The sequence below is a fragment of the Flavobacterium cheonanense genome (assembly GCF_039539185.1).
GTDB classification, from domain to species: domain Bacteria; phylum Bacteroidota; class Bacteroidia; order Flavobacteriales; family Flavobacteriaceae; genus Flavobacterium; species Flavobacterium cheonanense.
In genome coordinates this window covers 167,973-193,424 of record NZ_BAABCT010000004.1, presented here as the reverse complement: position 1 = coordinate 193,424, position 25,452 = coordinate 167,973, and the positions used below count along the sequence as shown (strand labels likewise).

At 29.9% G+C, this 25,452-nt stretch carries 23 protein-coding genes; 10 read left to right on the top strand and 13 right to left on the bottom strand.

From position 1 onward, the window contains the following. The first annotated feature begins 79 nt into the window (after positions 1 to 79). Together ABD766_RS09280 and ABD766_RS09275 are read left to right on the top strand one after the other, a co-directional pair. Positions 80 to 1,399: an OmpA family protein gene (locus ABD766_RS09280; RefSeq protein WP_298304068.1), complete on the top strand. Its 1,320-nt coding sequence runs from the start codon at positions 80 to 82 to the stop codon at positions 1,397 to 1,399. 79 nt (positions 1,400 to 1,478) lie between these two features. Continuing rightward, on the top strand, positions 1,479 to 1,877 hold the full coding sequence (locus ABD766_RS09275; protein ID WP_298304069.1) for a glyoxalase: 399 nt from the start codon (positions 1,479 to 1,481) through the stop codon (positions 1,875 to 1,877). On the opposite strand, the gene hisB is transcribed toward ABD766_RS09275, so the two are convergent. From hisB to ABD766_RS09220, 11 genes are all read right to left on the bottom strand, one after another. Next, a complete protein-coding gene (gene hisB / locus ABD766_RS09270; protein WP_344816413.1) occupies positions 1,874 to 2,449 on the bottom strand; it encodes a histidinol-phosphatase in 576 nt (191 codons plus the stop codon). The genes ABD766_RS09275 and hisB overlap by 4 nt on opposite strands. A gap of 81 nt (positions 2,450 to 2,530) precedes the next feature. Further along, the gene (locus tag ABD766_RS09265) at positions 2,531 to 3,031 is read right to left on the bottom strand and encodes a DUF2231 domain-containing protein (RefSeq protein ID WP_344816412.1); all 501 of its coding nucleotides are present in this window, start codon (positions 3,029 to 3,031) and stop codon (positions 2,531 to 2,533) included. Positions 3,032 to 3,157: 126 nt separating this feature from the next. Next, the gene (locus tag ABD766_RS09260) at positions 3,158 to 3,886 is read right to left on the bottom strand and encodes a VIT1/CCC1 transporter family protein (RefSeq protein WP_344816411.1); all 729 of its coding nucleotides are present in this window, start codon (positions 3,884 to 3,886) and stop codon (positions 3,158 to 3,160) included. Positions 3,887 to 3,904: 18 nt separating this feature from the next. After that, positions 3,905 to 5,023, bottom strand: a complete 1,119-nt coding sequence (locus ABD766_RS09255; protein ID WP_344816409.1) for an efflux RND transporter periplasmic adaptor subunit — start codon at positions 5,021 to 5,023, stop codon at positions 3,905 to 3,907. 6 nt (positions 5,024 to 5,029) lie between these two features. After that, positions 5,030 to 9,361: a CusA/CzcA family heavy metal efflux RND transporter gene (locus tag ABD766_RS09250; protein ID WP_344816408.1), complete on the bottom strand. Its 4,332-nt coding sequence runs from the start codon at positions 9,359 to 9,361 to the stop codon at positions 5,030 to 5,032. Between the two features lie 73 nt (positions 9,362 to 9,434). After that, the gene (locus ABD766_RS09245) at positions 9,435 to 10,814 is read right to left on the bottom strand and encodes a sensor histidine kinase (protein WP_344816407.1); all 1,380 of its coding nucleotides are present in this window, start codon (positions 10,812 to 10,814) and stop codon (positions 9,435 to 9,437) included. Between the two features lie 2 nt (positions 10,815 to 10,816). After that, entirely contained in the window at positions 10,817 to 11,485 is a 669-nt protein-coding gene (locus ABD766_RS09240; protein WP_344816406.1) for a response regulator transcription factor, read from the bottom strand. 2 nt (positions 11,486 to 11,487) lie between these two features. Then, positions 11,488 to 12,813, bottom strand: a complete 1,326-nt coding sequence (locus tag ABD766_RS09235) for a DUF3570 domain-containing protein (RefSeq protein ID WP_344816405.1) — start codon at positions 12,811 to 12,813, stop codon at positions 11,488 to 11,490. A gap of 14 nt (positions 12,814 to 12,827) precedes the next feature. Then, positions 12,828 to 13,040 (bottom strand): DUF4266 domain-containing protein, encoded by a 213-nt coding sequence (locus ABD766_RS09230; protein ID WP_344816404.1) that lies wholly within the window; start codon positions 13,038 to 13,040, stop codon positions 12,828 to 12,830. A gap of 11 nt (positions 13,041 to 13,051) precedes the next feature. Further along, the gene (locus ABD766_RS09225) at positions 13,052 to 14,038 is read right to left on the bottom strand and encodes an FAD:protein FMN transferase (protein ID WP_344816403.1); all 987 of its coding nucleotides are present in this window, start codon (positions 14,036 to 14,038) and stop codon (positions 13,052 to 13,054) included. Next, positions 14,038 to 14,472: a thioredoxin family protein gene (locus tag ABD766_RS09220; protein WP_344816402.1), complete on the bottom strand. Its 435-nt coding sequence runs from the start codon at positions 14,470 to 14,472 to the stop codon at positions 14,038 to 14,040. Before ABD766_RS09220 ends, ABD766_RS09225 begins: the two co-directional genes overlap by 1 nt. A gap of 194 nt (positions 14,473 to 14,666) precedes the next feature. Here ABD766_RS09220 and ABD766_RS09215 point away from each other — a divergent pair, with 194 nt between their 5' ends. After that, complete coding sequence (locus ABD766_RS09215) at positions 14,667 to 16,760, top strand: LTA synthase family protein (protein ID WP_344816401.1); 2,094 nt, start codon at positions 14,667 to 14,669, stop codon at positions 16,758 to 16,760. A gap of 116 nt (positions 16,761 to 16,876) precedes the next feature. Here the strand turns inward: ABD766_RS09215 and ABD766_RS09210 are convergent, their stop codons facing one another. Together ABD766_RS09210 and fabG are read right to left on the bottom strand one after the other, a co-directional pair. Beyond that, positions 16,877 to 18,913, bottom strand: a complete 2,037-nt coding sequence (locus ABD766_RS09210) for a hypothetical protein (RefSeq protein ID WP_344816400.1) — start codon at positions 18,911 to 18,913, stop codon at positions 16,877 to 16,879. Positions 18,914 to 18,932: 19 nt separating this feature from the next. Then, positions 18,933 to 19,679 (bottom strand): 3-oxoacyl-[acyl-carrier-protein] reductase, encoded by a 747-nt coding sequence (gene fabG, locus ABD766_RS09205; RefSeq protein WP_298136317.1) that lies wholly within the window; start codon positions 19,677 to 19,679, stop codon positions 18,933 to 18,935. 128 nt (positions 19,680 to 19,807) lie between these two features. Between fabG and ABD766_RS09200 the strand changes: the two genes are divergently transcribed. The 7 genes from ABD766_RS09200 to ABD766_RS09170 are packed head-to-tail and all read left to right on the top strand — an operon-like array spanning position 19,808 to position 25,423. Then, on the top strand, positions 19,808 to 20,353 hold the full coding sequence (locus ABD766_RS09200; RefSeq protein ID WP_344816398.1) for an RNA polymerase sigma factor: 546 nt from the start codon (positions 19,808 to 19,810) through the stop codon (positions 20,351 to 20,353). Between the two features lie 23 nt (positions 20,354 to 20,376). Beyond that, complete coding sequence (locus ABD766_RS09195) at positions 20,377 to 20,643, top strand: hypothetical protein (protein WP_344816397.1); 267 nt, start codon at positions 20,377 to 20,379, stop codon at positions 20,641 to 20,643. A gap of 2 nt (positions 20,644 to 20,645) precedes the next feature. Further along, positions 20,646 to 21,110: a hypothetical protein gene (locus ABD766_RS09190; RefSeq protein WP_344816396.1), complete on the top strand. Its 465-nt coding sequence runs from the start codon at positions 20,646 to 20,648 to the stop codon at positions 21,108 to 21,110. Beyond that, positions 21,103 to 21,792, top strand: a complete 690-nt coding sequence (locus ABD766_RS09185) for an MbnP family protein (RefSeq protein WP_344816395.1) — start codon at positions 21,103 to 21,105, stop codon at positions 21,790 to 21,792. The genes ABD766_RS09190 and ABD766_RS09185 overlap by 8 nt, the downstream gene beginning before the upstream one ends. Further along, the gene (locus ABD766_RS09180) at positions 21,789 to 22,856 is read left to right on the top strand and encodes a cytochrome-c peroxidase (protein ID WP_344816394.1); all 1,068 of its coding nucleotides are present in this window, start codon (positions 21,789 to 21,791) and stop codon (positions 22,854 to 22,856) included. Before ABD766_RS09185 ends, ABD766_RS09180 begins: the two co-directional genes overlap by 4 nt. 16 nt (positions 22,857 to 22,872) lie before the next feature. Beyond that, positions 22,873 to 24,231, top strand: coding sequence for a YHYH protein (locus ABD766_RS09175; protein ID WP_344816393.1), 1,359 nt, complete (start codon positions 22,873 to 22,875; stop codon positions 24,229 to 24,231). A 10-nt stretch (positions 24,232 to 24,241) separates the two neighbouring features. Further along, entirely contained in the window at positions 24,242 to 25,423 is a 1,182-nt protein-coding gene (locus ABD766_RS09170; RefSeq protein ID WP_344816392.1) for a cytochrome-c peroxidase, read from the top strand. Positions 25,424 to 25,452 lie beyond the last annotated feature (29 nt).

Sequence of the window (25,452 nt, the reverse complement as noted above, 5' to 3'; positions counted from 1 at the left end):
TTTTGTTTTTAAAAAAGTTGTTAATTACATGTAAACCATTATATTTGCAAATTAATAGATTATATAACCTATTTATAATATGAAAAAAATTACATTATTGTCATTACTGTTGACTTCATCGCTGTCAGTTCTAGCTCAAGAAAATAAAGTTAAGAAAGATACTACTGCGTCTTCTGAATATAACAAATGGACAATTGAGGCATCTGTAGGTCAAGCAAAAGGTGTTAGACCTTATTCAAAAGGATATTTTTCAAGTGATCCTGGAACATTTTTTGGGAAACCACAAGCCAACAGTTTCTCTGTAGGTGTTAGAAGAATGATAAGCCCTACTTTTGGTTTTAAAGGTGCTTTTCATTATGAAGAATTAAAAAACATTAAAGACAATGGTAGCTTACCATTTAAAATGCAACAATTTGGTGTTTCTTTACAAGGAGTTGCCAATTTGAATCGTTTATTTAGTATGCAAGAATCACTTGATAGATTGTTGTTTTTAGTTCATGGTGGTATTAAATTAGACCGAATGACTTCTAAAACTGAAAACATCATTGAAAATGATCACAACTATAATCAAAGTGAATTCAATGGAGGTTTATTAGTGGGTATTACCCCAGAGTATAGATTTTCAAAACGTCTTTCTGTATTTTTAGATGTAACTGTTCAAAATAATTACAGACAACATTTTAATTGGGATGGTACTTACACAGAAGTTTCAGACAATTTAAATGGACAACTTATTACTACATCATTTGGATTGACTTATTCTTTAGGAAGAAATGATTTTCATGGTGATTATGCAATCTTAAAAGATAAAAAGATTGAAGAAATCGAAGCTCTTAACAAGAGAATTGGTGATGTAGAAACATTAATGAATGATACAGATAAAGATGGTGTTGCTGATTATTTAGATCAAGAAAACAATTCTGTTGCTGGTGTTGCTGTTGATACAAGAGGTAAAATGGTTGATATCAATAGAAATGGTGTTCCAGATGAATTAGAAAGATATATTGACAAATCATCTAAAGAAACTTCAGAAAAATCTAATTCTGACATGATTAAACGTTTAGTAAACGAAGGTTATGTTACAACGTATTTCGATACAGCTAAAGTTAAACCTACAAATGTTTCAACTGAAGGAATTGACTTTATCAGAACTTATTTGAAAAACAACCCTACTGCATCTGTAGACATTATTGGTCATGCAGACGAAATTGGATCTAATGAGCGTAATGATGCATTGTCAAAAGGACGTGCAGAAGCTGTTAAAGCAATTTTAGTTAAAGCAGGAATTGATGCTTCAAGACTTAATATAGTTGGTTCAGGTGAAGATACATCAGTAGATGTTGATTCTGAAGGAGCTAGAAAACTAGTTAGAAGAGTAACTTTCAAAATCAAAGACTAATTAACAATTAGTTCTTAATAAATATAAATCAACCTCTGTTTTACGACAGAGGTTTTTTTATAACTTTAAATAAAAAAATATGGAAGCTAGAGATTTATCAATTTTAGAATTACGTGGTTCTTCAATAGGAAACATTACTGAGCAATCCTCTTCAGAAGAAATCTTTCAAAACAAGACCTTGAGACCAATATTAAAATTTCAAAATGATTTATTTATTGAAGTTTTTACCAACTATGCTGTAAAGCAAAAAGGCGTTTTCTTCACACTTTCACCTGATAAAAAGATGGCTTATATAGAAAATACAATCCAACGCGATATCAAATTTAGAAACTCGCTAAAAGGAATGGTAATCGGCTTATTCACAACAGAAGAATACAATACTTACATTAAAAATTCCTCCAATTTAAATAAGAGAATGATGAATATGTTGATAGAACGATTGAAAAGTCAAGTGCTTCTACTTGAAGTTGCTAGTTAATATCGGTTTGTTTTATTTAAAAACTTATAAATTTTTTTCCAACTTGTGGTTTGCAAAGCAATAAATGCATCTAATTCTTCTCTTTTAGAATTGATTTCGGTTGCTCCTAATGCTTCATCATTGTTGATGAAAATACCTTTTGCTCCAAGATTTTTGGCAAATTCTATATCGGTTAATCTATCACCTATCATGAAAGATTTTTTTAAATTGTATTTAGGATTATCTATATATTCTGTAACCATGCCTATTCCTGGTTTACGAGTTGGTTTTTTATCTTCGGGATAAGAATCATCAATGAAAACTTTACTGAAAACAATGCCTTCATTTTCGAAAGCTTTAATGATTTTGTTGTGAATGTTCCAGAAAGTTTCAGTTGGAAGCGCTTTGGTTCCTAACCCATCTTGATTGGTAACCATTACAATTTCGTAATCTAATTTTCGAACAATTTTTCCTAAGTAGCGAAATACTTCGGGATAAAATTCTAGTTCTTCAAAAGAATCTAAAACATAATCTGGTGCTTTTGCTTCTTTTACAATAGTTCCGTCACGGTCGATGAAAAGGATTTTTTTCATTTTATAAAATTTAATTCAAATCTAAATAAAAAACCGCTTTATCACGACTAATAAAGCGGTTTTTAAAATATAAATGGTTATTTAATCTTCATCTTCTGCAGCTTCACCTCCACTTTGAGTTGCTTCTGTAGCCGTTCCTGAATCTGCTCTTATTTCAGTATGACGAACTTCACCACCAGTTGTTCCTGTTTGTTTTCCTAAAAAGATTCCAACAGCAGCAATCGTTAATGCTAAGAATGATACTAATTTAGCTTGTGAGTGTTTTTTGATATTGGTATACAATCCAGCAATTGAAACTACTCCTAAAAGATATAATACTATGGCTAGTTTTTCGGCCATTTCTTCATGTTCATGAATAATCTTTTTTCCTACAGAAGGCATGTCTTCTACCATTTCTTCTGCTCCTTCTCCAGTTGCCATACTTATAGCAGCAAAAATAGCTCCTACGATAAACAAGCTGTAAGCTGTATTTTTTACAGAATCATTTTTAAAAACAATTCCTGCAATTAAAACCCCAAAACCAAGAATTATTCCAATAATTGGAAAGTGGTTTACTACCATGTGCAAATGTGCGTCGTTCATAATTTAATTTTTTAAGTTTTTATTTAGTTCTATTGGTTAGCCTAAATTAGTCATTTTTTTTAATTTAATTTTTGTAAAATACTTTGCATAAATTACATAATTCTAATTTGTATTATTGATTAAGATTTATACTCTAACTCCAAATATATAACCTACTAACGCTGATAATATCATTGCTATTGTTCCCCAAATAGTTATACGCAAAATAGCTTTTTTCACACTTGAACCTCCAGTTTTAGCAGCAATACTTCCCAATACCATTAGAAAAATTATTGTGAAAGCATAGAGCCAATATTCCATATTTTTTATAGGTGCAAAAAGAATAACGAGCAATGGCAATACACCACCAACAGTAAAAGCAGCACCTGATGAAATTGCAGCTTGTATAGGATTTGCTTGACTTATCTCATTTATTCCTAATTCATCTCTGATATGAGCGCCTAAAGCATCTTTTTCCGTGAATTCAATGGCTACTTGCATAGCGGTTTCTTTTTTTAATCCTCTTTTTTCATATATTTGAGCTAATATTTTCAACTCTTCTTCAGGCATTTCTGCCAATTCTTTTATTTCTCTTTCAATATCTGCTTTTTCTGTATCCGTTTGTGAACTTACAGATACATATTCTCCAGCTGCCATTGACAATGCACCAGCAACAAGTCCGGCTACTGTAGCTAAAACAATTGGCTCTCTTGTTGAACTTGCCGCAGCAACTCCAATAGCAAGACTGGAAATAGATATTATTCCATCATTTGCGCCTAAAACTGCTGCTCTTAACCAATTACTTCTGTGTATGTAATGACTGTCTAGATAATTATCTATTGTTATTGTTTCGTTTTCTTTTTTAGATTTAATCATCTTGATTTATATTTTAATTTAGTTTATAATATCAAAAACGCCTTTTACAAGAAGTTTAGAATTATTATTTATTTGTTCATTTGGTAGAATTTCAACAAAATTTTCTGAAGCAGTTCCTTTTTGAACCTGAACCTTTTCAAATGAATATCCTTTTGCGTCTTCATTCTTTAATAAAAGTACGAAATATTTCTGGTTTTCAAAGATTAAAGCGTCTTTCGGAATGGCTAATCCTTTTTTAGAGTCGGTAATGATTTGAGATTCAACAAACATACCTGTCAATAATCTTTGTTTGATAGCGTCATCAAGATGTGCATGAACATTAATTGTTCTGTCGTTACCTTCAATAGATTTTCCTACCAAATGTACATCAGCATCAAAAATTTCCTTTGAAGCTTCTGGAACAGTAAATTTAATTTTTTGACCAACTTTGATTTTCAAAATATCTTTCTCAAAAACAGCAAGTTCTAAATGTAAATGACTTGTATCAACAATTTCTAAAATTACATCAGAAGCTGCAATGTACATGCCGACATTAGCATTCATGATTACAATATCACCTGAAATTGGAGAGAAAATAGTAACAACAGAAGTCAATTTTCCTTTTTCAACATTGCTTGGATTGATGTTTAGCAAAAGTAATTTAGCTCTCAAACTTTGATACATTCCTTTGGCTCTTCTGTAATCGCTTTCTGCTTTTAAGTAGTTCTTTTGAGAAGTAATTTTCTCATCATACAAGGTTTTTTGTCTTTCAAATTCCGATTTTAAATAGGTGATTTGTTCGGCAACTTCAAGATAATCCTTCTGAATATCAAGAAATTCTGTGTTTTCCATTGTTAAAAGTGGCTGACCTTTAACTACTTTATTTCCAACCAAAAGACTCGTAGATTTTACATATCCTCCAATAAATGAAGTAATTTTAGCTCTGTTTTGAGGCGGAACATCTATCCTGCCTGATGCTTTTACTGTTACATCAAAATCTTGTTCTACTGGTGTTCCAACTTCCATTGCCATAGTTTTAAATTGATTGGTAGAAATCACAGTTAAACCATCATTTTTCTCAGCTGGAGCTTCTGTTTTGGCATCTTTACATGAAATTAGTAAAGTAGTCGCTGCAAGTATATATAGTATTTTTTTCATCGTAAATTAGTAATTAAGATAGTGTAAATCAAATTGGGTTTTGTTGTATTGTAACACATTTTCAAGATAATCCACTTGAATTGATGTGGCGTTTTCTAGTGAGGTAATGTATTGAAAAAAATCTATTTCTCCATGTTTATAGCTCATATCCGCTACTTTTATAATTTCTTTAGCCAATTTTTCTCCGTATTCTTTATAGTATTTTATACCTTCTTCATGTTTGATTAATTCATTTTTCTTTTGTGAAATGAATTGCTCCATTTTAGTTTGCTCGTTTTGTTTTTGTTGTTCCCAACTTTGTAATTCTAAATTGGCAACATTGATTTTAGCTTTTGTGCCTCCAAACAAAATTGGAACTGATAAACCCACTTGAAATCCATATAAAGACTGCGATAAACCATTATTCGTGCCTTGAAAATACTCTAGATTTATATCTGGCAAATAGTGTTGTTTTTGAAGTTTAGTATTAGATTGAAATGTTTTTGTAATATTCTCAAAATAAGAATTATATAAGTCTTTACTTGTACTTTCAGTTATTGTATTATTTGGAATTAATTTATCATTTTTAATAATAGTTTTTTCATCAGATTGCAGTAATCCTTTTAGCATTTCATAATTAGCCAATTTGTCTTTTTCAATTTGAGCTAATCTAGTTCTGATTTGTCTAAATTTACTTTGAGCTGTAATTTTTTCAAGGTAATTTGTTTCTCCTAATTCAAAACGTCTATCACTTGCTTTAGAGAAATTCTGATATAAACTATCTAAATACTTATATAATTTTTCTTGATTTTGATAATAAACTATATGATTATACACTTGTGCAACTTCATTAGACAATCTATTTTTTGTGATTTCAAAATTTGATTTTTCTCTTTCATATTCAGCAGAATATAATTTCTTTTGAGCACCATAAACCGATGGAAATGAAAATCGTTGTTGTACTCCGAATACTTTTAAAGGCAGATTATTTAAAGCCAAATTGTTCTGATCATAGCTGTAATAAATGTTTGTTTTATCAAATGAGTAAGCCGATTTTATATTCGCTTTAGCTTTATCAACTGATAATTGACCAGCTTTTATGGCTTTATTATTCTGATGTGCTTTAGAAATTAAACTATCTAATTCAGGATTATTATTTTGTGAAAACGCCAATGACGAACTCAATAGTAACAAAATGATTGTAGCATTGGCATGGATTTTAAACTTAGCTTTTTTACCTTCTTTTTTATCCAAAAGTTTGTATAAAATTGGAAGTACAATCATGGTTAAAATGGTTGCTGTAAACAATCCACCAATAACAACTGTAGCTAACGGACGTTGCACCTCTGCTCCTGCTGATGACGAAATTGCCATTGGTAAAAATCCTAAAGCTGCAGCAGCTGCTGTTAGTAAAACTGGACGTAATCTATCGGTTGTGCCTTTCAAAATTAGTTCGTTTATATCTTTCATTCCTTGATGTTTTAATTCTTTAAAATGTTCAATAAGTACAATTCCGTTAAGGACTGCGATTCCGAAAAGCGCAATAAATCCAACTCCTGCGGAAATACTAAAAGGTAAATCACGAATCCAAAGAAACAATATTCCTCCAACTGCTGAAAGTGGAATTGCAGAATAAACCATCAAAGCTTCTTTTACCGAACCAAATGCAAAATACAAAAGAATGAATATTAAAAATAATGCGATTGGAACTGCAATTAACAAACGTGCTTTGGCACTTTGAAGATTTTCAAATTGTCCTCCATAAGTTACATAATAACCTTCTGGTAATTTTATTTTTTCATTTACAATTTTTTGAACATCGTTTACAACACTTTGCAAATCGCGGTTTCTAACGTTGATTCCTACTACAATTCTTCTGTGTGTATTGTCTCTTGAAATTTTCGCTGGACCTTCTGTGTACTCAATTTGTGCCAATTCTTGAAGCGGAATTTGTTCACCATTTGGAGTTGGAACATACAGATTTCTCAAATTATCGATATCTTGACGGTTGGTTTTATCTAAACGAATTACCATATCAAAACGTTTTTCACCTTCAAAGACAGTTCCAACAGTTTTTCCAGCAAAACCAAGTGCTATCATTTCATTCAAGTCGGCAATATTCAATCCGTAGCGAGCAATTTTTGAACGATTGTAAACTACGCTCATTTGAGGCAAACCTTCTGTTTTTTCAATAATAATATCGGATGCACCTTCTACATCTGCAATGGCATATTTAATTTGTTGTGCTCTCTTAGCTAATACATTCAAATCTTCTCCAAAAACTTTTATTGCAACATCACTTCTGGTTCCTGAGATTAATTCGTTGAAACGCATTTCTATTGGTTGCGTGAATTCGATTTCCATGTTTGGAATTTGCTTTTCTATCTCGGTTTTAATTTTATCTGCTAATTCATCTTTTGAATCAGCAGAAACCCAATCACCTTTTGGTTTCAATTTCACAATAATATCTGATTCTTCCATGCTCATTGGATCGGTTGGCACTTCGGCTGCTCCAATTCTACTTACTACTTGCGTAACTTCTGGGAAATTTTTTAGAATAATCTTTTCAATTTTTGTTGTAGTTGCTATTGTTTTAGTTAATGAAGTTCCTGTTTTTAAAACCGGTTGAATTACAAAATCACCTTCATCTAAAGTTGGAATAAACTCGCCACCCATTGTTGTAAAAAGTACGATTGCAAAGACTAATAATGATATAGCTCCATAAATTACTTTCTTAGTATTACTTAGAGCCCAAGTAATTACAGGTAAATACCACGAATTCATTTTGGTGATTAATCGAGAAGAAAAAGAATTTGGATTTTCTTCTTTAGGTTTTAAGAACAATGAAGAAACTACTGGAACATAAGTGAAACAAAGTAGCATTGCTCCTACTAATGCAAAACTAAATGTCATTGCCATTGGTTTGAACATTTTTCCTTCAACACCAGATAGTGAAAGAATTGGAATGAAAACAATTAGAATAATTAGCTGGCCAAATACAGCTGAATTCATCATTTTGGAAGCACTTTTATAAGTGATTTCATCAATTTGAATTTGACGTTTCTCTTTGGATAAATTAACTAAATGTCTTGATTTGTGAGCAATTTGAAAAGCGATAAACTCGACGATAATTACGGCTCCATCAATTATAATTCCGAAATCTATTGCTCCTAAACTCATTAAGTTAGCATCGATTCCAAAAATGTTCATAAACGAAATTGCAAATAATAAACATAATGGAATAACTGATGCCACAACCAATCCTGAACGCCAATTCCCTAACAAAAGAACGACTACAAAAATTACAATTAGACAACCTAGAATAAGGTTTTCTGCTACCGTAAAAGTAGTTTTTCCAACTAATTCACTTCTTTCTAAAAATGGGTTGATATAAACGCCTTTTGGTAATGTTTTCTCTATTTCTGCAACTCTTGCTTTTACATCACCAATTACTTGCTTAGAGTTTCCTCCTTTTAGCATCATTACTTGTCCGAGAACTTTTTCGCCTTCACCATTTCCTGTAATTGCTCCAAAACGATTGGCACTTCCAAAACCAATTTGCGCAACATCTTTTACATAAATTGGAATTCCGTTATCATTTTTAACAACAATATTCTCAATATCTTCTAACGATTTTACTTTTCCTTCTCCACGAATAAAATAGCTTTGATTTACCTTTTCAATGTAAGCGCCACCTGCAATACTATTGTTATTTTCTAAAGCATTGAAAACATCAATAGTTGAAATATTCATTGCTTTCAATTTGGATGAATTTATGGCAACTTCATATTGTTTTAAATAGCCACCCCAAGTATTTATTTCTACAACACCTTTTATTCCTGATAGTTGTCGTTTTACAACCCAATCTTGAATGGTTCTTAAATCGGTTACAGAATATTGGTTTTTATATTCTGGTTTAACATCTAAAACATATTGATAAATTTCACCCAAACCAGTTGTGATTGGACCCATTTCTGGAGTTCCAAAACCTTGAGGTATTTTTTCGGAAGCTGTTTTTATTTTTTCGGCAATTAATTGTCTTGGAAGATACGAACCCATATCATCTTCAAAAACAATGGTTACTACTGAAAGTCCAAATTTAGAAATAGATCGAATTTCTTTCACTCCAGGCAAGTTAGCCATTTCAATTTCTACAGGATATGTAATAAATTGCTCAATATCTTGCGTTGAAAGATTTCTAGAAGTTGTAATTACTTGAACCTGATTATTAGTTACATCTGGCACAGCACCAATTGAAATTTGGAATACAGAATATACTCCGAATCCGAAAATTCCTAGTGTAAATAGTAAAACTATTAGTTTGTTTTTTAAGCTAAAGGCGATGATTTTTTCAAGCATTTTCTTTCAATTTTCTTTTAACAAAGATAGTCAATTGATGAAAATTAAAACTTAGTATAAACTTAATATCTAATTAGGAAATCCTTAAATTTACAGAAGTACCTTCCTCTTTTATACTTTTAATATTTAATTCTATAGAAAGCAAATTGCAGAGTCTTTTAACAATTGATAGACCAAGTCCAGTTCCTTTAATTTCAGGATGATTAGAAATATCTGAACGGTAGAAAGAGTTGAATATTTTTTCTAAATCTTCCGCTACAATTCCAATACCATTATCTGAAATACTGCAATAAACGTTCTCCTTATCTTTTTTCAATTCAATATCAATTTTTCCACTTTTATTACTGTACTTTATCGCATTAGATATTATATTACTTAAAATAATAGAAACTAAATAAGTATCTGATTTTATATAATAATCCTCTTGAAAATTGGCAACAATTGTTATCTTTTTTTCTTTAATTTTTTCAGAAAATCTAGCTATTGTATCAAGTATTAGAGAGTTAAGATATACTTGTTCGTTTCTAATATTTTGCTTTTGATTTTCAAAACGTGCTAATAAAAGTAACTGGTCAACTAGATTATTTAATCTATCAACTTCTGTTATGCAAAAATTGATTTTCTCCTCATATTCTTGCTTTTCTCTAGGTTTTCTTATTAATACTTCCATTGTTCCTTTTATTACAGCCAATGGTGTTCGAAGTTCATGTGAGGCATCTGAGGTAAATTGTTTCTCACGTTCAATTGCATTTTCAATTCTATCTAAAAGATTATTTATCGTTTCAGAAAGCGTGTATAATTCGTCTTTATTATTGGGAAGCTGAATTCGCGATGATAAATTATCTCGAGTTATGGTACTTGAAGTTTCAATAATTGAAGTTACTGGTTTTATACTTCTTCCTGCAATTAATCTTGCAATTAGAAATAAGACAACCAAAATCAATGGAAAAGCAATTAGAAGTATGTTTTTTAAATTAGTCAAAATCATAGTTGCATCATCAAGCGACATTGCTACTATTACGTGACCTATTATTTTATTATCATCTACAAGTGGAACTTGAATTTGTCTTATTGGTTTATTATTTAGATAAGTATCAACAAGAACATTGTCTTTGTCATTATCGTATAATTTTAATAGAATTCCTTTAAGATTTGGAGATTTATCAATTAACTGATTATTGATATCATGAAATTGAACAAAAACTGGGTTAACATCAACAGTATTATGCTCTCTTGCTCGCCATTGATCAACTTGAATTAAATAAGTGTCGTTTCTATCAATTTCAATTTCACCTAGATGTTTTTTTACTTCATCATTTATGTCATCATTTATATGATTATCAACACTGTAATAAATGACTTGATAGATAACTATAAACACAAATGCTATAAGTAGCGCTGTGCTCATTATATAATTGAAAGCAATTCTATTTCTGAATGAAAATGTGAACATATTTAATTAATATCATTAGCTATATAGCCAACGCCTCTTATTGTTTTAATGCAATCATTTTCTTTACTTAAGTTAAGTTTCTTTCTGATAGCATTCATAAAAACATCTATTACTCCAGTGTCGTATTCGAAATGAATGTCCCAAATATCTTCAATTATTTGAACTCTTGTACAAACGTTTCCTTTATTTTTTATTAGATAAACCAATAATTCAAATTCTCTTTGAGTAAGAGAAACTTCTTTATCATCAACAAAAACTTGATATTTACTTAAATCAACTTTGATATTAGACAAAGTTAATTGTTTGTCATCGTCTATTGTTCTAAAATGAATTTTTATTCTTTCTAATAGTTCTTCAAAGCTAAAAGGTTTTTTAATATAATCATTAGCTCCAGATTTTAATCCTTCAATAGTTTCTTGAATAGTATCTTTTGCAGTTAGAAAAATAATTGGTGTTTTTGAATCTGTTTTTCTAAATTCTTTGCAAACATCAATTCCAGCCATTTTTGGTAACATCCAGTCTAGTAAAATTAAATTTGGTTTATTTATTAACGCCATATTTAATCCTTGCAAACCATCTGCAGCTAACATTATATCATATCCTTCTTCCTCTAATCCTTGTTTTAGAAAATCTGATATACCTTTTTCGTCTTCAACTATTAAAATTTTCATTGCTATTGCATTACAAATTTGAATCCTAAACTTCCAATATTAGAGCTTAAACCATCACTTCTATTGTAGTGATTGAATCTAAAATCAATATTTTTTAAACCAAATTTCCAAATTTTTGAACTTGTAAAAATATCCGTGTAAGATACTCCAAGTCCGTATTGATTTGCATTAAATGATGATAAATCATAATCTGAAGTGTAGAATTCTTCTGTTGATAAATGTTTTTCAAACGGAGCAAAATATTTAGATTGTGTTTGTGTATAATAACGATACATTGGAGATACAGTGAATTTATCTGTCAATTTAATGGGCACTTCTATAGATGCTGTATGTGCTGTAATATCCCAATTATCTGTGTAATATCTGTAATAGGTTCGAACAACAAATGTTTCATTGATATAGTAATTCCAACGTAAACCAATAGGCAATTTGAAACGAGAACTTGGTAATTTTTCTATGGCATCAGCTAATCTGTAAACTCCTGCATTAGAAGTGTTTTCATAATTTGGTATAAAACTTGGATTACCAAAATAATAATTAGGTTTATCAGCAAAATAAATTCTGTGATAAGGCGATGAAAGTTTACCTTCTTGTTGCACTAAATCGAAGAAAATAGAAAATTGTGTTTTCTTAGTTAGTACTTGAGAGAAACTTATTGAAGCTGAATATGAATTACGAGCTGTACTGTCCCATGCTACAAAATTTGGGCTAAATAATGGATTATAACTACTAAAGTTTCCATTGCGTAATTCTCCGGGATAAATTGGTCTCCATTGATCTAGATAAGCATTTACCTTTACTGAAACTTCAGAATTTTTATCGTTAAATAATTTGGAAACTCCTCCACCAAAACCTATTGAAGTGTAATCATATTCGTTAGAAAATGATACATCTGCATTCCATATAAAATTTCTATCATTACTACTATGACTATAATTAGCAACTAAAGAAACTAAAGCGTCTTGCTCTGAAGCTCCTGACGAACTTTGCCATGGTGTAGGGTTTTTAGAATCGTAAGGATTAATGTTACTTGATGAAGCTGAAGTGTATGCTGAAATTCCAGCATCAATAGTAAGTACATCATCATCATTCATAGGAATTGCTACAACAATATTAGATGCAATATCGGTCAATTTTTCAGAACCAATTCCGCCTGAAACTGAAGAATGCAATCCGTCTTGATTGTAATAACTAAGCATGAAATCAACTTCTGTTGACTCTAATACTCTTTTTTTGAAAGTTACTGTACTATCTTTTACCACTTCGGTTTCTTGTGAAAAGACCAAGGCTGAAAAAAGAAAAAATACTATTACTAATTTATTTTGCATGATTTTATTAAAAATTAATTGCATCCACAACCACCACCAGATTTTCCTCCATTTGCTCCTGCAGCAGCTTCTCTATAAACTTGAAAAGCGGTTTCATATCGTTCTGAAGATTTTGCTGAAAGCTTCATTTCTGTACTGTTAACTTTAGCTTTTTCATATTGCTTCACTGTATTACATGATTGTAAAACAATTACAGAAAAAACTACTAATGCTATTTTCTTAAACATGGCGTAATTAATTAAGATTTATATTTTTGAATATCAATTCCTTTTGATGTATGTATTTTTCCTTTGTCATCAACTATAATACATTCTATTCCTTTAAGTTGGTTTACTAAATCCAATCCAACATCTATTCCTAATACAAAAATTCCAGTTGCTAAAGCATCTGCTATTTCAGTTTGTTTTGCAAATACAGACACACTAACAATCCCTGTTGCTGGATAACCTGTTCTCGGATCAATGATATGCGAATATCTTACACCATTAAACATTACAAATTTTTCATAGCTTCCTGAAGTTTCCACTGCACTATCTTCAAGTGGAAATGTTGCAAAAACCTTATTTTTATTCATCGGATTTATAATTCCGATTGCCCAAGGCTTATCATCTATTTGTTTTCCCCAAGTATTTATATCGCCAGAAACATTTACAATCCCTGATTTGCATCCTTCATTTTGCAATAATGCCTTTACTTTATCTGCAATGTATCCTTGACCAATTCCTCCTAAACCCAACTTCATTCCTTTTTCTTTCAAGAAAATTGTTTTGGTTGAGTCATTCATTATTATCTTTTCGTAACCAATTTTTTCAACAGAACTTTTAATTGCTTCTTTAGTTGGCATTTCTTTCATGCTACCATCAAACTTCCAAATTTTATCCATCGAAGCGTATGAAATATCAAAAGCTCCATTGGTTAGTTTTGAAATTTTATTTGCTCTTGTTACCAATTGAAAAACTTCATCATCAACTTTTACAGGATTGATTCCAGCATTTTTGTTGACTTCAGAAATTTGTGTGGTTGGAATCCAATCAGAAATCAAATTCTCAATTCTTTTAACTTCAGCAACGGCTTTGTCAATGAAATAGTTACCTTGAATAGTATCTTTAGCTACTACAGTAATTTCAAACGGACTTCCTAACATTGACAACTTTCTTTTATGCACAATTTGCCCAAAAGAATTGATAGTAATTAGTGAAATAAATAGTAATAAGAACTGTTTCATTATTTATTTAATGATTCTATTAGCTTAACATACTCCTCAGCGGTAACGTTTTTAAAACCTGTCATTCCTATAACTTTTCCAGATTTATCTATAAGAACAACAAGTGGAAAATTACCTTCTTTATTATATTTTTCAGATAATTTTTTATTTCCTTCTGCAATTTCTTTTGGCAATTGATTAGCTCGTTTATTTGGAAAATCTGCTCTTAATAAGATTAATTTTTTTTCAGAATATTGTTTAAAAACTTCAGATTTCCAAACTACTTTTTCTAATTTTATACATGGTGCACACCAATCAGAACCTGAAAAAACTAATAATATATTTTTGTTTTCTTTAGCTGCTGCTGCTTTTGCCTCTTCAAAATTAGTTTTCCAATCTTGTGAATAGCCAATTGCACTAATGATTAGCATAATAAGAACAATACCTTTTTTCATAGAAGTTTATTTTAAGTACAATTTACAAATTTAATTCAAATCTATAACGCAAAATTATTCATAATATTCATGTAACGATTGATTATTTAGTTTTCTTAAGCGAATTTTAATCTTAAGCTAATATTAAGTTGATATTAAGTTATCCTTAAACAAAATTCAATGTAAATAAAATAGGTTTGTTTAAATTTTTTGTAATGCAATTATTCAACAAACGTTCACCAATAATAAATTTAGGGCTTCTTTATTTGTTAGTTAGTTTTATAACAAGAATTATATTGTTATGTCATCCTATAACCCAATCTAGCTTTTCATTTGTTGACATAGTAAAAATATTTTCTTTAGGATTATTATCCGATGTATTTATTTTTATACTATCAAGTTGTTTTCTTTGGATTTACATATTGTTTTTATCCAATTCTAAATACCAAAAACCCTGGGGTTATATCATTTTTGGATTCCTAATTTTACTTTTATTATACCTTCTATCTGGTAAATCCATTTTACATGAATATGGAGGTTCCTTACCAGAAATTGGAATTGCTTTCGTCTCTTTGAAGGCCATTTTATTTGGATTGATGCTTTCTTTACCAAGATATAGAAGTAAAATTAGATTGATATTATTCTCTGTTACTATCTTCATTTTTGTTTTGATAATTATACAAAATGCTGTTAGTGAATACTTTTTTTGGAATGAATTTGGCGTTAGATACAACTTTATAGCTGTAGATTATCTAGTTTACACTAATGAAGTAATTAAAAACATCATGGAATCTTATCCTGTGATTCCTTTGTTTACAGGAGTTGGTATATTAACATTACTTATTACCTTGCTTATTGTAAAACGCTCTAAATCATTTTTAAATAAGTTGCCTTCATTCAATGAGAAAGTCAAATCATCTATTCTATATTCTATCATTTTTGTTGGTGCAATATACATTATACCATTTTTAGCAAAACAAGAAACTTCGCATAATGTTTTTACTAACGAATTACAATCTAATGGTATACATCGTTTTTATTTAGCCTTTATGAATAGTGAATTGGATTATAATAAATTTTACAAAACATTACCTGATGATAAAGCTTTTGCGACTATTGAAAAATTAGTACCTGGAATTTCTCAAAATTTTTCAACAAGAACTATATCAAGTATAAATCCTGAAAATAGAAAAAATGTTGTATTAATTACCATTGAAAGTTTGAGCGCTGATTTTTTAAAAGCTTATGGAAATGATCAAAACATTACTCCTTTTCTTGATAGCTTAGCAAGTCAAAGCTTGCAATTTTCAAATCTTTATGCTGTTGGAAATAGGACCATTAGAGGCTTAGAATCAGTTACTTTATGTCTTCCTCCTACTGCTGGAGAAAGTGTTGTAAAACGAAAAGACAATAAAAATAAATTTTCAACTGCATCTATTTTTAAATCGAAAGGATATCAAGTCAACTTTCTTTATGGAGGTGATGCTTACTTTGATAATATGGAAGATTTTTTCGGAGGAAATGGTTATAAAATAACTGACAAAAAAACTTTAAAACCAGAAGAAATTACATTTTCAAATGTTTGGGGAGTTTGTGATGAGGATATGGCTAAAAAGGCAATACAAGTGATGAACGAAGAATCAAAAACTGGAAAACCTTTCTTCAACCACTGGATGACCGTTAGCAATCATCGTCCTTTTACTTATCCTGATGGAAAAATAGATATTGATTCACATTCTAAATCTCGTGAAGGTGGCGTAAAATATACCGATTATGCATTGAAACAATTTTTTGAAATGGCTAAAAAACAGTCTTGGTTTAAAAATACAGTCTTTATAATTGTTGCAGATCATTGCGCATCGAGCTCTGGTAAAACACAATTACCATTAGATAAATATAGAATTCCAGCATTAATTTATTCTCCTGGGTTTATTCAACCTGCTGTTTATAATAAAATGGTCTCACAAATTGACTTAATGCCTACATTATTTGGTTTGCTAAACTTTAATTACAAAACCAAATTTTTTGGACAAGATGTTTTGAAAACGGATTATCAACCTAGAGCACTCATCGCAACATATCAAGATTTAGGATTGCTGAAAGACAATGTTTTAACCATTCTTTCTCCAAAACAAAAAGTAAAACAATTTAATCTAAAATTAGAACCCAAAGATAATGTAGCTGCAGATTTTCAAATTCACTACGAACAAATTCCAATTGCAAAAGAGAATACAAAGTTGGTTAATGAAACTATTTCATACTATCAAACTGCAAGTTCAATATTAAAGAATAAGAAGTACGAAAAATAAAAACTCCACAGTACAGTCAATTGCATTTGTGGAGTTTTAAAAAGAGTTAAAGTCTAACTTAACTATTACAAAGATATAGCTCATTTTTATAATGGCTATACGTAGTTTTACGTGTTTTACAACAATCCGTTATATTTTCTAATAAACCATTCTGCTGCAAGTGAAATCGCAATTAAAACGAGTAGCCAAATCCAATCAATGAAAGGCGTTTTCTTTACAATATCTTTCTGAATGGCTTTATAATCTTCGTTTTCAAGTAATATTTTAATTAAATCATCTACTTGATTTGGAACAAAAACAGCACCTTTTGTTTGTGAAGCCAATTGTTTCAATTTAGCCATATCCGGATTTACGAATTGCTTTTCGATATCAAAATCTAATATTTCGAAAGTACTAGAATAACTTGCATTTGAATTAAGTTCTTTTACAGTAAACGAATATTGTCCTGCTGCCAAACCATCAAGATTTACTTTGAAACTATTATTCGTTTTTAGCAAATCGTAGCGTTTTACTTGTTTTGTTTTAGAATTTGTTACAGCAATTGTCAAACGAGCTTTCTCGTCAAATTCATAATTTTTATTGAAATATTGTGCCGTTATTTCTAAAGCATCACCAGAATTATAAAAACGTTCGTGATTCACAATAAGTGATTTTTTAGAGTCATTTGAAGCTAAAAATTGAATGGTTTTATCTAAAAAAACATCAAACTCTTCAAATGATTTTTTCTCAATAAAACTATGTGCACGCCATTTCCAAATGTTTTCTCCCATCAAAAAAGCACTTCTCCTACCTTGATTATCAGAAAAAGCTAGTAATGGCTGATTTGTTTCTACATTTCTAATTCTTGAAGATAAAAGAACAGTTACATTTTCATTAGGAGTTATAGTTCCATAGGCATTCTCAAGTGGTGGAAAATTTTCAAAACCAATATTTTCAGCAGCAAATAAATTAAAATCAGAACTAAAATTAGCTAGAAAATCTTCTTTTTGGGATGACATTCTAAAGTTCATTTGATTTTGTTGCAAATTTAAAAATCCAAAATCGGTGTTATTACCAGTTACAATCCAAGTATTTATTTTCAAATTTTTGTTGACTTCAAATACTTGCTTAAATTCAGCATTTGGCTGAAATAAAACCAAAACATTATATTTGTTTAAATCATTGATTTTATTAGGTTTAAGAATAGTTACTTTATGTTGTGCATTAGTTTCAATACCTCGTTTTAAAGCGCCTATATCAGGATGATTTATAGAAGAAATTATAGCTATTTCTGTTTTCTGATCGATGATTTCTACAGCAAATTTCTTTGAATTATTGTAAGTGTTTTTTTCAGATTCGTTAGAAGAAATTCTTGCGTTAAAAATTTGCAAACCTGTTTTATCTGCAGGCAATAAAATATTTAAAACTGCCGATTTATTTGATGGAGAAAATGAAATACTTTGCTTATTTAAAACATTATTTCCTTGAGAAATAGCAAAATTAGCTGTTACCGATTTCGTTCCTGCATATTGGAGAAATACTTCCACAGGAAATTTATTCTTATGAAATGCATATTTATTAACGTTTATCTGACTTATTTTTAAATCTAAATAAGTGGTTGTATCTCCAACAACCAAAGGATAAACTTTATTATTTGCATCAAAACTAAAAACAAAATCCGAACCTGAAGTTTGATTTCCATCAGAAATTAAAACCGTTGGAAAAGAAAGATTTTTATTGATGCTTTTTAAGTTTTTTGCAACTTCATCAAGATTAGTTTGTTTTCCTTTAAAATTCAACTCATCTCCAGATTCAATAGGTTGAAATTCAGAATCAAAACTATAGGTTTGAACATCAAATTTATCTTTCAGTTTTGAGTTAGAACTTATTTTTTCATAAAGTTCTTTTGCAACTTGATTCGCTTTTAAATCTACAATTGAACTTGAATTATCCACTACAATTGGTAAAGGAGTTTTTACAGTTTCAAAAGTACTTCTACTCACAATTGGATTAATCAATAAAAGTAATAATCCAAAAATAGAAAGAAAACGTAAAAAAGCTAAGAGTTTAGTCGTATTGGACTTACTCTTAGCTTTATAAAAATATTGAAAATAAGACAAACCACCAGCTACTATAACTGACAAGATTATTAATACTAAAGTGGATTTGTTCATTTTTTAGATTAAAATAATTTTATGTTAACATTCCTCCATCAACATTAAGTACTTGTCCTGAAACATAAGCACTCATGTCAGATGCGAAGAAAAGACAAGCATTAGCTACATCTTCAGGTGTTCCTCCACGTTTTAACGGAATAGAATCTCTCCAACCTTGAACAACATCTTCGTTAAGTTTTGCTGTCATTTCGGTTTCAATGAATCCTGGAGCGATTGCGTTGCAACGAATATTTCTTGAACCCAATTCTAATGCAATAGATTTAGTAAAACCAATCATTCCTGCTTTTGATGCAGCGTAGTTAGCTTGTCCAGCATTTCCTTTCACTCCTACTACACTACTCATGTTTACAATAGAACCTTTTCTATTTTTCAACATTACTTTTTGAACCGCTTTGGTCATGTTAAAAACTGATTTTAAGTTGATCTCGATTACTTTATCAAAATCCTCTTCGCTCATTCTCATTAACAAATTATCTTTTGTGATTCCAGCGTTATTGATTAAAACATCAATATTTCCGAATTCTGCCATAACATCGTCAACTAATTTTTGAGCTTCATTAAAATCGGCAGCATTTGATTTATATCCTTTTGCTTTAATTCCTAAAGCTGATAATTCATTTTCCAAAGCCAAAGCTGATTCAGCAGATGAACTGTATGTAAAAGCTACGTTTGCTCCGTGTTGTGCAAATACTTTTGCAATTCCGCTACCAATTCCACGGCTAGCACCTGTAATAATAGCTACTTTTCCTTCAAGTAATTTCATAATAGTTAGGTATTTTGTTTGTCTATTAAATAAAAGCCAAATATAAGACTAATTTACTATTTCTAAAATATTAGAGTACATTTAAACCTTTTTAACAAGTTTAAGTCTTAAAGTGATACTTTAAAATAATGAAGAGCAACCACAGCGATTTTATTGCCATTTACAACCAATATAAAGTATTGGTTTATAATGTTGCGTTGCATTACCTTCAAAATGTGGAAGATGCAGAAGAAATTACTCAAGATGTATTTGTTCAAGTTCACAATTCATTAGATTCATTTAAAGAAAATTCATCACTCAAAACTTGGATTTACCGAATCACAATTAACAAAAGTTTAGATTTTATAAAACATAAAAATAGTGTAAAGCGCTTTTTTATTTTTGGTAAAAAATCAGAAAATGAAAAGGAACTCGAAATTCTATCCAATTTTGAACATCCCGGAATTGATTTAGTAAACAAAGAAAATGCAGCAATTCTTTTTAAAGTAATCAATGAATTAACTGAAAATCAGAAAACCGCTTTTATTCTATCAAAGTTTGATGGATTGAGTAATCCGGAAATTTCTGAGATAATGAATGTTAGTATTTCATCCGTAGAATCACTTGTTTTTAGAGCAAAAACAACTTTAAAAGAAAAATTGAGTAATAAATTTGAAAATTACCGCAAGAAATAAAAAACAATTTCGTCTAAATAATTATGGAAAGAGAAGATTTTATAAATAAAGTTTTAAATAGCGTCGATGGAATTGCAAAAGTGACTCCAAATGATTCTATTTTCCTAAAAATTGAAAAAAGAATTGAGGAAACTAAAATTTCATTAAAAACGATTTGGCTAGTTGCAGCGTCAATTGTGGTTTTAATTTCATTTAACATAATGCTATTGAATGGTAAATCTAATTCCAATGAATCTGAAATAGCTAGTTTAGAACATTCAATAAATAAAAACAATCAATTATATAAGTAGTTATGAATAAGACTAAAGTATTAGTATTTGCAGTAATTGCATTAGTAGCATTAAATTTTGGAATTCTTGGATTTCTATTTTTATCAAAGAATAATGATGGACCAAGAGGAAGAAAAATGCCCAGAGAAATTGTAATTGAAAAACTTCATTTTGATGAAAATCAAATTGTTGAATATGATAAAACAATCAAATTACATCAGGAAACTATTAGAAGTATTGATGATTCTATTAGAAACACAAGAAATGAATTGTATAAATTATTAAATTCAGAAACTATTGATTCATCAAAAAGAGATAGTTTATATTTGAAATTTGCAGGTTTTCAAAAACAAATTGAAACCACACACTTCAATCATTTTGTAGAAATCAAAAAACTTTGTAAAAAAGAGCAGCTAACCGACTTTAATAATCTTACAGAAGAGTTAAGCAAAATTTTTAATAATAGGAGAAAACCAAAAAATGACTAAAAAAATAGTTCTTTTTATACTTTGTCTCCTTTTTTTTAAAAGCGCTATAGCTCAAAAAGAAAAGGATTCTTTGTCTTTTAGAATTAAACTAAAGTGGAAAACAGAAAATTTAGAATTAAATAAAAACTACTGTTCCAAGAATGATACTTTGCAATTCAGTTTATTGAAATTTTATGTTTCAGGTATTGAAATCAATTATGATGATGGTTCCATTTATAAAGAAAAAAATAGTTATCATTTAATTGATTTTGAAGATGATAATTCCAAAATATTTACCATTTCAAAAAAGGAAAACAAATCAATTTCAAAATTAATTTTTAATGTTGGTGTTGATAGTTTGGCAAGTGTCTCTGGAGCGTTATCTGGCGATTTAGATTTGCAAAACGGAATGTATTGGGCTTGGCAAAGTGGTTACATCAACATGAAAATTGAAGGAAAAAGCAACAGTTGTAAAACAAGAAAAAATGCTTTTCAGTTTCATATTGGTGGTTATTTGAAACCAAATTATGCTTTGAGAAAAATCAATATCAATTGCAATAATAAAAATCAAATTGATTTAGTAATGGATATATCAAAATTATTTGAAGAAATAGATCTTTCAGAAACAAATTCGATAATGATTCCCGGGAAAGAAGCCATGAAAATTGCAGATTTATCAACAAAAATATTCACTATTGAATGAGAAAAACACTTCTTTTATTGGGATTTTCGATTTCAATTTTTGGAATTTTAGCTTTTTCAAAAAGTTACTTTACTCCTATTTATTTTGAAGTTCCAAAAGGATTTCCAAAACCTATTTATAATTTTAAAGATAATCCGCTTACTGAAGAAGGGTTTCAATTAGGTAGAAAATTGTTTTATGATCCGATTTTATCAAAAGATTCGACTATTTCATGTGCAAGTTGCCATTTACAACAAACAGGTTTTACACATGTTGATCATGATTTAAGTCACGGAATTGATGGCAAAATTGGAACTCGAAATTCATTAACCTTACAAAATTTGGCTTGGAGCAAAACTTTTATGTGGGATGGCGGTGTAAATTATCTTGATGTTCAGGCAATTGCTCCAATTACAAGTGAAGTTGAAATGAATGAAACACTTGAAAATGTTGTAAATAAATTAAACAATAGTAAAGAATATCAAGAATTATTTCATAAAGCATTTGGTACAAAAAAAATCTCAGGTCAACTAACTTTAAAAGCTATTTCGCAATTTGTAGTTTCGTTGACAACTTCCAATTCAAAATATGATAAAGTAATTCGAAAAGAAGATAAATTTACAGAAATGGAACAAAAAGGATATGTATTATTCAAACAAAATTGTGCTTCATGCCATACAGAACCTTTGTTTACAAATCATAATTTTAAAAATAATGGATTACCAATTGATACAACTTTGAATGATTTTGGTAGAATGAAAGTAACACAAAATTCCAAGGACTCTTTATTATTTAAAGTTCCAACCCTAAGAAACATTGAATTTACTTTTCCCTACATGCACGACGGAAGATTTAAAACATTAAGTGAAGTTGTCAAACATTATAATTTTGGAATTCAAAAAAGCAAAACTTTATCAAAAGAATTAGAAACACCACTTAATTTATCAGATAATCAAAGAGTTGAATTAGTTTCATTCTTGAAAACATTAACCGATAAAGAGTTTTTATTTAATCCAAGATATAATTTTCAAAAAATAATTAATAAAAATGCAAGAATTAAAAAAAATTATCGTCTAATAAAATAACCATAAACTATAACCAATGAAAAAAATTGTTTTGATTGTGTTCATTACCACAATTTTTACCCATGCCCAAACCAATCCTGCCATTACAAATTGGTTGCAAAACACAACAGGAATAACAGGTCGTCATTATGTTGCTGGTAACTCCACTCCTATTAACGATGCTGTTTTGGCCAATGTTCAAACGGTTCATTATGATGGTACATGGGTTTATGTTTCAGCAACTGGAATTCCTGCTTATATTACAGGACCATTTTTAGATGGAAATCCGTCTTTGGCTACAGCACAAAATAGAATATTTAAAATTCCATTAAGCCCAACTCAAAATACAGGAACTGCCACTGCAACTACTGGTGGAAATATTGGTATTTTTAAAAACGGTGTAGCGTTATTTGATTATAGAGATGGTGTTGCTTGGAGTTCAACAACGAATGCATTATGTGGAGGTCCCGGAAATCCGCCATGTGCAGGCGGACCAGGTACAACCCAAGCTTGGAACAGAGATGCAATTCCAGCAGAAAGAGCAGGTTTTGATTGTTCCAAAGCACATCCAGCTATGGGTAATTACCATCATCATCAAAATCCGAGTGCTTTTAATTTAGATTTAACAGTTTTGTCTAACATTTGTTCTACTTATCCATCTGATGGATTATATACAATAAATCCATTAGTTCATTCACCATTATTAGGTTTTGCTTATGATGGATTTCCAATTTATGGTGCTTATGCTTACACCAATACAAATGGAACAGGAGCAATTACTCGAATGAAATCAAGCTATCAATTAAAATCATATCCAACTGGTTTAAGAACAAATGGTCCATCAATCAATCAAGTGGTTGGAACACAAACTATGTTTAATGGTTATTTTAGAGAAGACTATGAATATGTTGCTCATCCATCAGATCCAACTTATTTAGATGAACACAATGGGCGTTTTTGTATAACACCAGAATATCCTAATGGCATTTATTGCTATTTTGCAACGGTTGATGCAAATCACAATTCAGCTTATCCTTATGTAGTTGGTCCAACATTTTATGGAAACAGAACTGCAACAACGGTTACATCAGTACCTTCAGGTAGTACTCTTTATAATTCAACATTAGATTCAAGTTCATTTCAAAATTCTGAATTTAAAATTGTTATAGCACCAAATCCTTCGCAAGATTTTATTGCTATTCAAACTCAAATGGTAGAAAACGATTTGAATGTTGAATTAATAGATGAATTAGGAAGAGTTGTAAAAACAAGCAAAATTGTTCAAGGAAGTACATTAAGTATAATTGAAACTGATGACATTTATAATGGAATTTATTTTATTAGGATTTCGAGTAAAAATGAAATTAAAAGTTATAAAGTAATTATAAAAAAATAAATATATTAATATGCTAAAAAAAATCACCGCTTTATTGATAATCTCAATGTCATTTTCATGTGGAAATGATAAAGAAGAATATGTTTCCATAGACACTTATCCTAACGTTATAGCAACATTTGGAAATAATATCAATTTATCCAATCTAGCAAATTATGCTAATCAAACTGTTCCTGCCTATATCACAAAAAGCAATGTGGGTTCCAATTTGATAACAAATAAAGGTGCTACTTTAGGAAGAGTTTTATTTTATGATAAAAAGCTTTCTTCAAATAATACCATTTCATGTGCAAGTTGTCACCAACAAGCTAATGCTTTTAGTGATGTTGCAGTTGCGAGTCAAGGTGTAAACGGAACAACAGGAAGACATTCAATGCGATTAATCAATAATCGTTTTGCAAATGAAGCAAAATTCTTTTGGGATGAAAGAGCAATTAATTTAGAAACACAAACTACCATGCCTATAAAAGATCATGGTGAAATGGGTTATAGTGGCGCTAATGGAGACGAAGCTTTTTCAGGATTAATTACAAAATTATCTGCAATTGGTTATTATAAGGAATTGTTCAAATTTGTTTATGGTTCTGAAGAAATTACTGAAAACAAAATGCAATTAGCTTTAGCTCAATTCATTAAAAGCATACAATCATTTGATTCAAAATATGATGTAGGAAGAGCTTTAGCTGCCAATGATGGGCAACCATTCTCAAATTTTACTGCACAAGAAAATCAAGGAAAAAATTTATTTTTATCACCTGCTGTTTTTAATGCAACTGGAAGTAGAACTGGTGGAGGTTTAGGATGTGCTGGTTGTCATGCTGCTCCAGAATTTGATATCGATCCCAATTCAAGAAATAATGGAATAATTGGAACTATAAGTGGTGTTGGAATTGACATTACTAATACTCGTGCGCCATCTTTACGAGATTTAGTTAAAACAGATGGAACCACAAATGGTCCTATGATGCATACTGGAGTTATTACAACTTTACAAGCTGCTATTGGACATTATGGAACTATTAACTTAGCTCCAGGAAATACTAATTTAGATCCAAGATTACGACCAAATGGTTTTGGTCAACAATTAAATTTAACGGCTCCAGAAGTTAATGCAGTCATAGCTTTCTTGAGAACACTTTCTGGAACAAATGTTTATGTTGATAGTAAATGGTCTAATCCTTTTTTGAATTAAATTATTAAACTACTTAAATAAAAAAGAGC

Bases quoted from the DNA above. Each gene is read 5' to 3' on its own strand.
- ABD766_RS09280 (WP_298304068.1), top strand. From the start codon at position 80: ATGAAAAAAATTACATTATTGTCATTACTGTTGACTTCATCGCTGTCA.
- ABD766_RS09275 (WP_298304069.1), top strand. From the start codon at position 1,479: ATGGAAGCTAGAGATTTATCAATTTTAGAATTACGTGGTTCTTCAATA.
- hisB (WP_344816413.1), bottom strand. From the start codon at position 2,449: ATGAAAAAAATCCTTTTCATCGACCGTGACGGAACTATTGTAAAAGAA.
- ABD766_RS09265 (WP_344816412.1), bottom strand. From the start codon at position 3,031: ATGAACGACGCACATTTGCACATGGTAGTAAACCACTTTCCAATTATT.
- ABD766_RS09260 (WP_344816411.1), bottom strand. From the start codon at position 3,886: ATGATTAAATCTAAAAAAGAAAACGAAACAATAACAATAGATAATTAT.
- ABD766_RS09255 (WP_344816409.1), bottom strand. From the start codon at position 5,023: ATGAAAAAAATACTATATATACTTGCAGCGACTACTTTACTAATTTCA.
- ABD766_RS09250 (WP_344816408.1), bottom strand. From the start codon at position 9,361: ATGCTTGAAAAAATCATCGCCTTTAGCTTAAAAAACAAACTAATAGTT.
- ABD766_RS09245 (WP_344816407.1), bottom strand. From the start codon at position 10,814: ATGTTCACATTTTCATTCAGAAATAGAATTGCTTTCAATTATATAATG.
- ABD766_RS09240 (WP_344816406.1), bottom strand. From the start codon at position 11,485: ATGAAAATTTTAATAGTTGAAGACGAAAAAGGTATATCAGATTTTCTA.
- ABD766_RS09235 (WP_344816405.1), bottom strand. From the start codon at position 12,813: ATGCAAAATAAATTAGTAATAGTATTTTTTCTTTTTTCAGCCTTGGTC.
- ABD766_RS09230 (WP_344816404.1), bottom strand. From the start codon at position 13,040: ATGTTTAAGAAAATAGCATTAGTAGTTTTTTCTGTAATTGTTTTACAA.
- ABD766_RS09225 (WP_344816403.1), bottom strand. From the start codon at position 14,038: ATGAAACAGTTCTTATTACTATTTATTTCACTAATTACTATCAATTCT.
- ABD766_RS09220 (WP_344816402.1), bottom strand. From the start codon at position 14,472: ATGAAAAAAGGTATTGTTCTTATTATGCTAATCATTAGTGCAATTGGC.
- ABD766_RS09215 (WP_344816401.1), top strand. From the start codon at position 14,667: ATGCAATTATTCAACAAACGTTCACCAATAATAAATTTAGGGCTTCTT.
- ABD766_RS09210 (WP_344816400.1), bottom strand. From the start codon at position 18,913: ATGAACAAATCCACTTTAGTATTAATAATCTTGTCAGTTATAGTAGCT.
- fabG (WP_298136317.1), bottom strand. From the start codon at position 19,679: ATGAAATTACTTGAAGGAAAAGTAGCTATTATTACAGGTGCTAGCCGT.
- ABD766_RS09200 (WP_344816398.1), top strand. From the start codon at position 19,808: ATGAAGAGCAACCACAGCGATTTTATTGCCATTTACAACCAATATAAA.
- ABD766_RS09195 (WP_344816397.1), top strand. From the start codon at position 20,377: ATGGAAAGAGAAGATTTTATAAATAAAGTTTTAAATAGCGTCGATGGA.
- ABD766_RS09190 (WP_344816396.1), top strand. From the start codon at position 20,646: ATGAATAAGACTAAAGTATTAGTATTTGCAGTAATTGCATTAGTAGCA.
- ABD766_RS09185 (WP_344816395.1), top strand. From the start codon at position 21,103: ATGACTAAAAAAATAGTTCTTTTTATACTTTGTCTCCTTTTTTTTAAA.
- ABD766_RS09180 (WP_344816394.1), top strand. From the start codon at position 21,789: ATGAGAAAAACACTTCTTTTATTGGGATTTTCGATTTCAATTTTTGGA.
- ABD766_RS09175 (WP_344816393.1), top strand. From the start codon at position 22,873: ATGAAAAAAATTGTTTTGATTGTGTTCATTACCACAATTTTTACCCAT.
- ABD766_RS09170 (WP_344816392.1), top strand. From the start codon at position 24,242: ATGCTAAAAAAAATCACCGCTTTATTGATAATCTCAATGTCATTTTCA.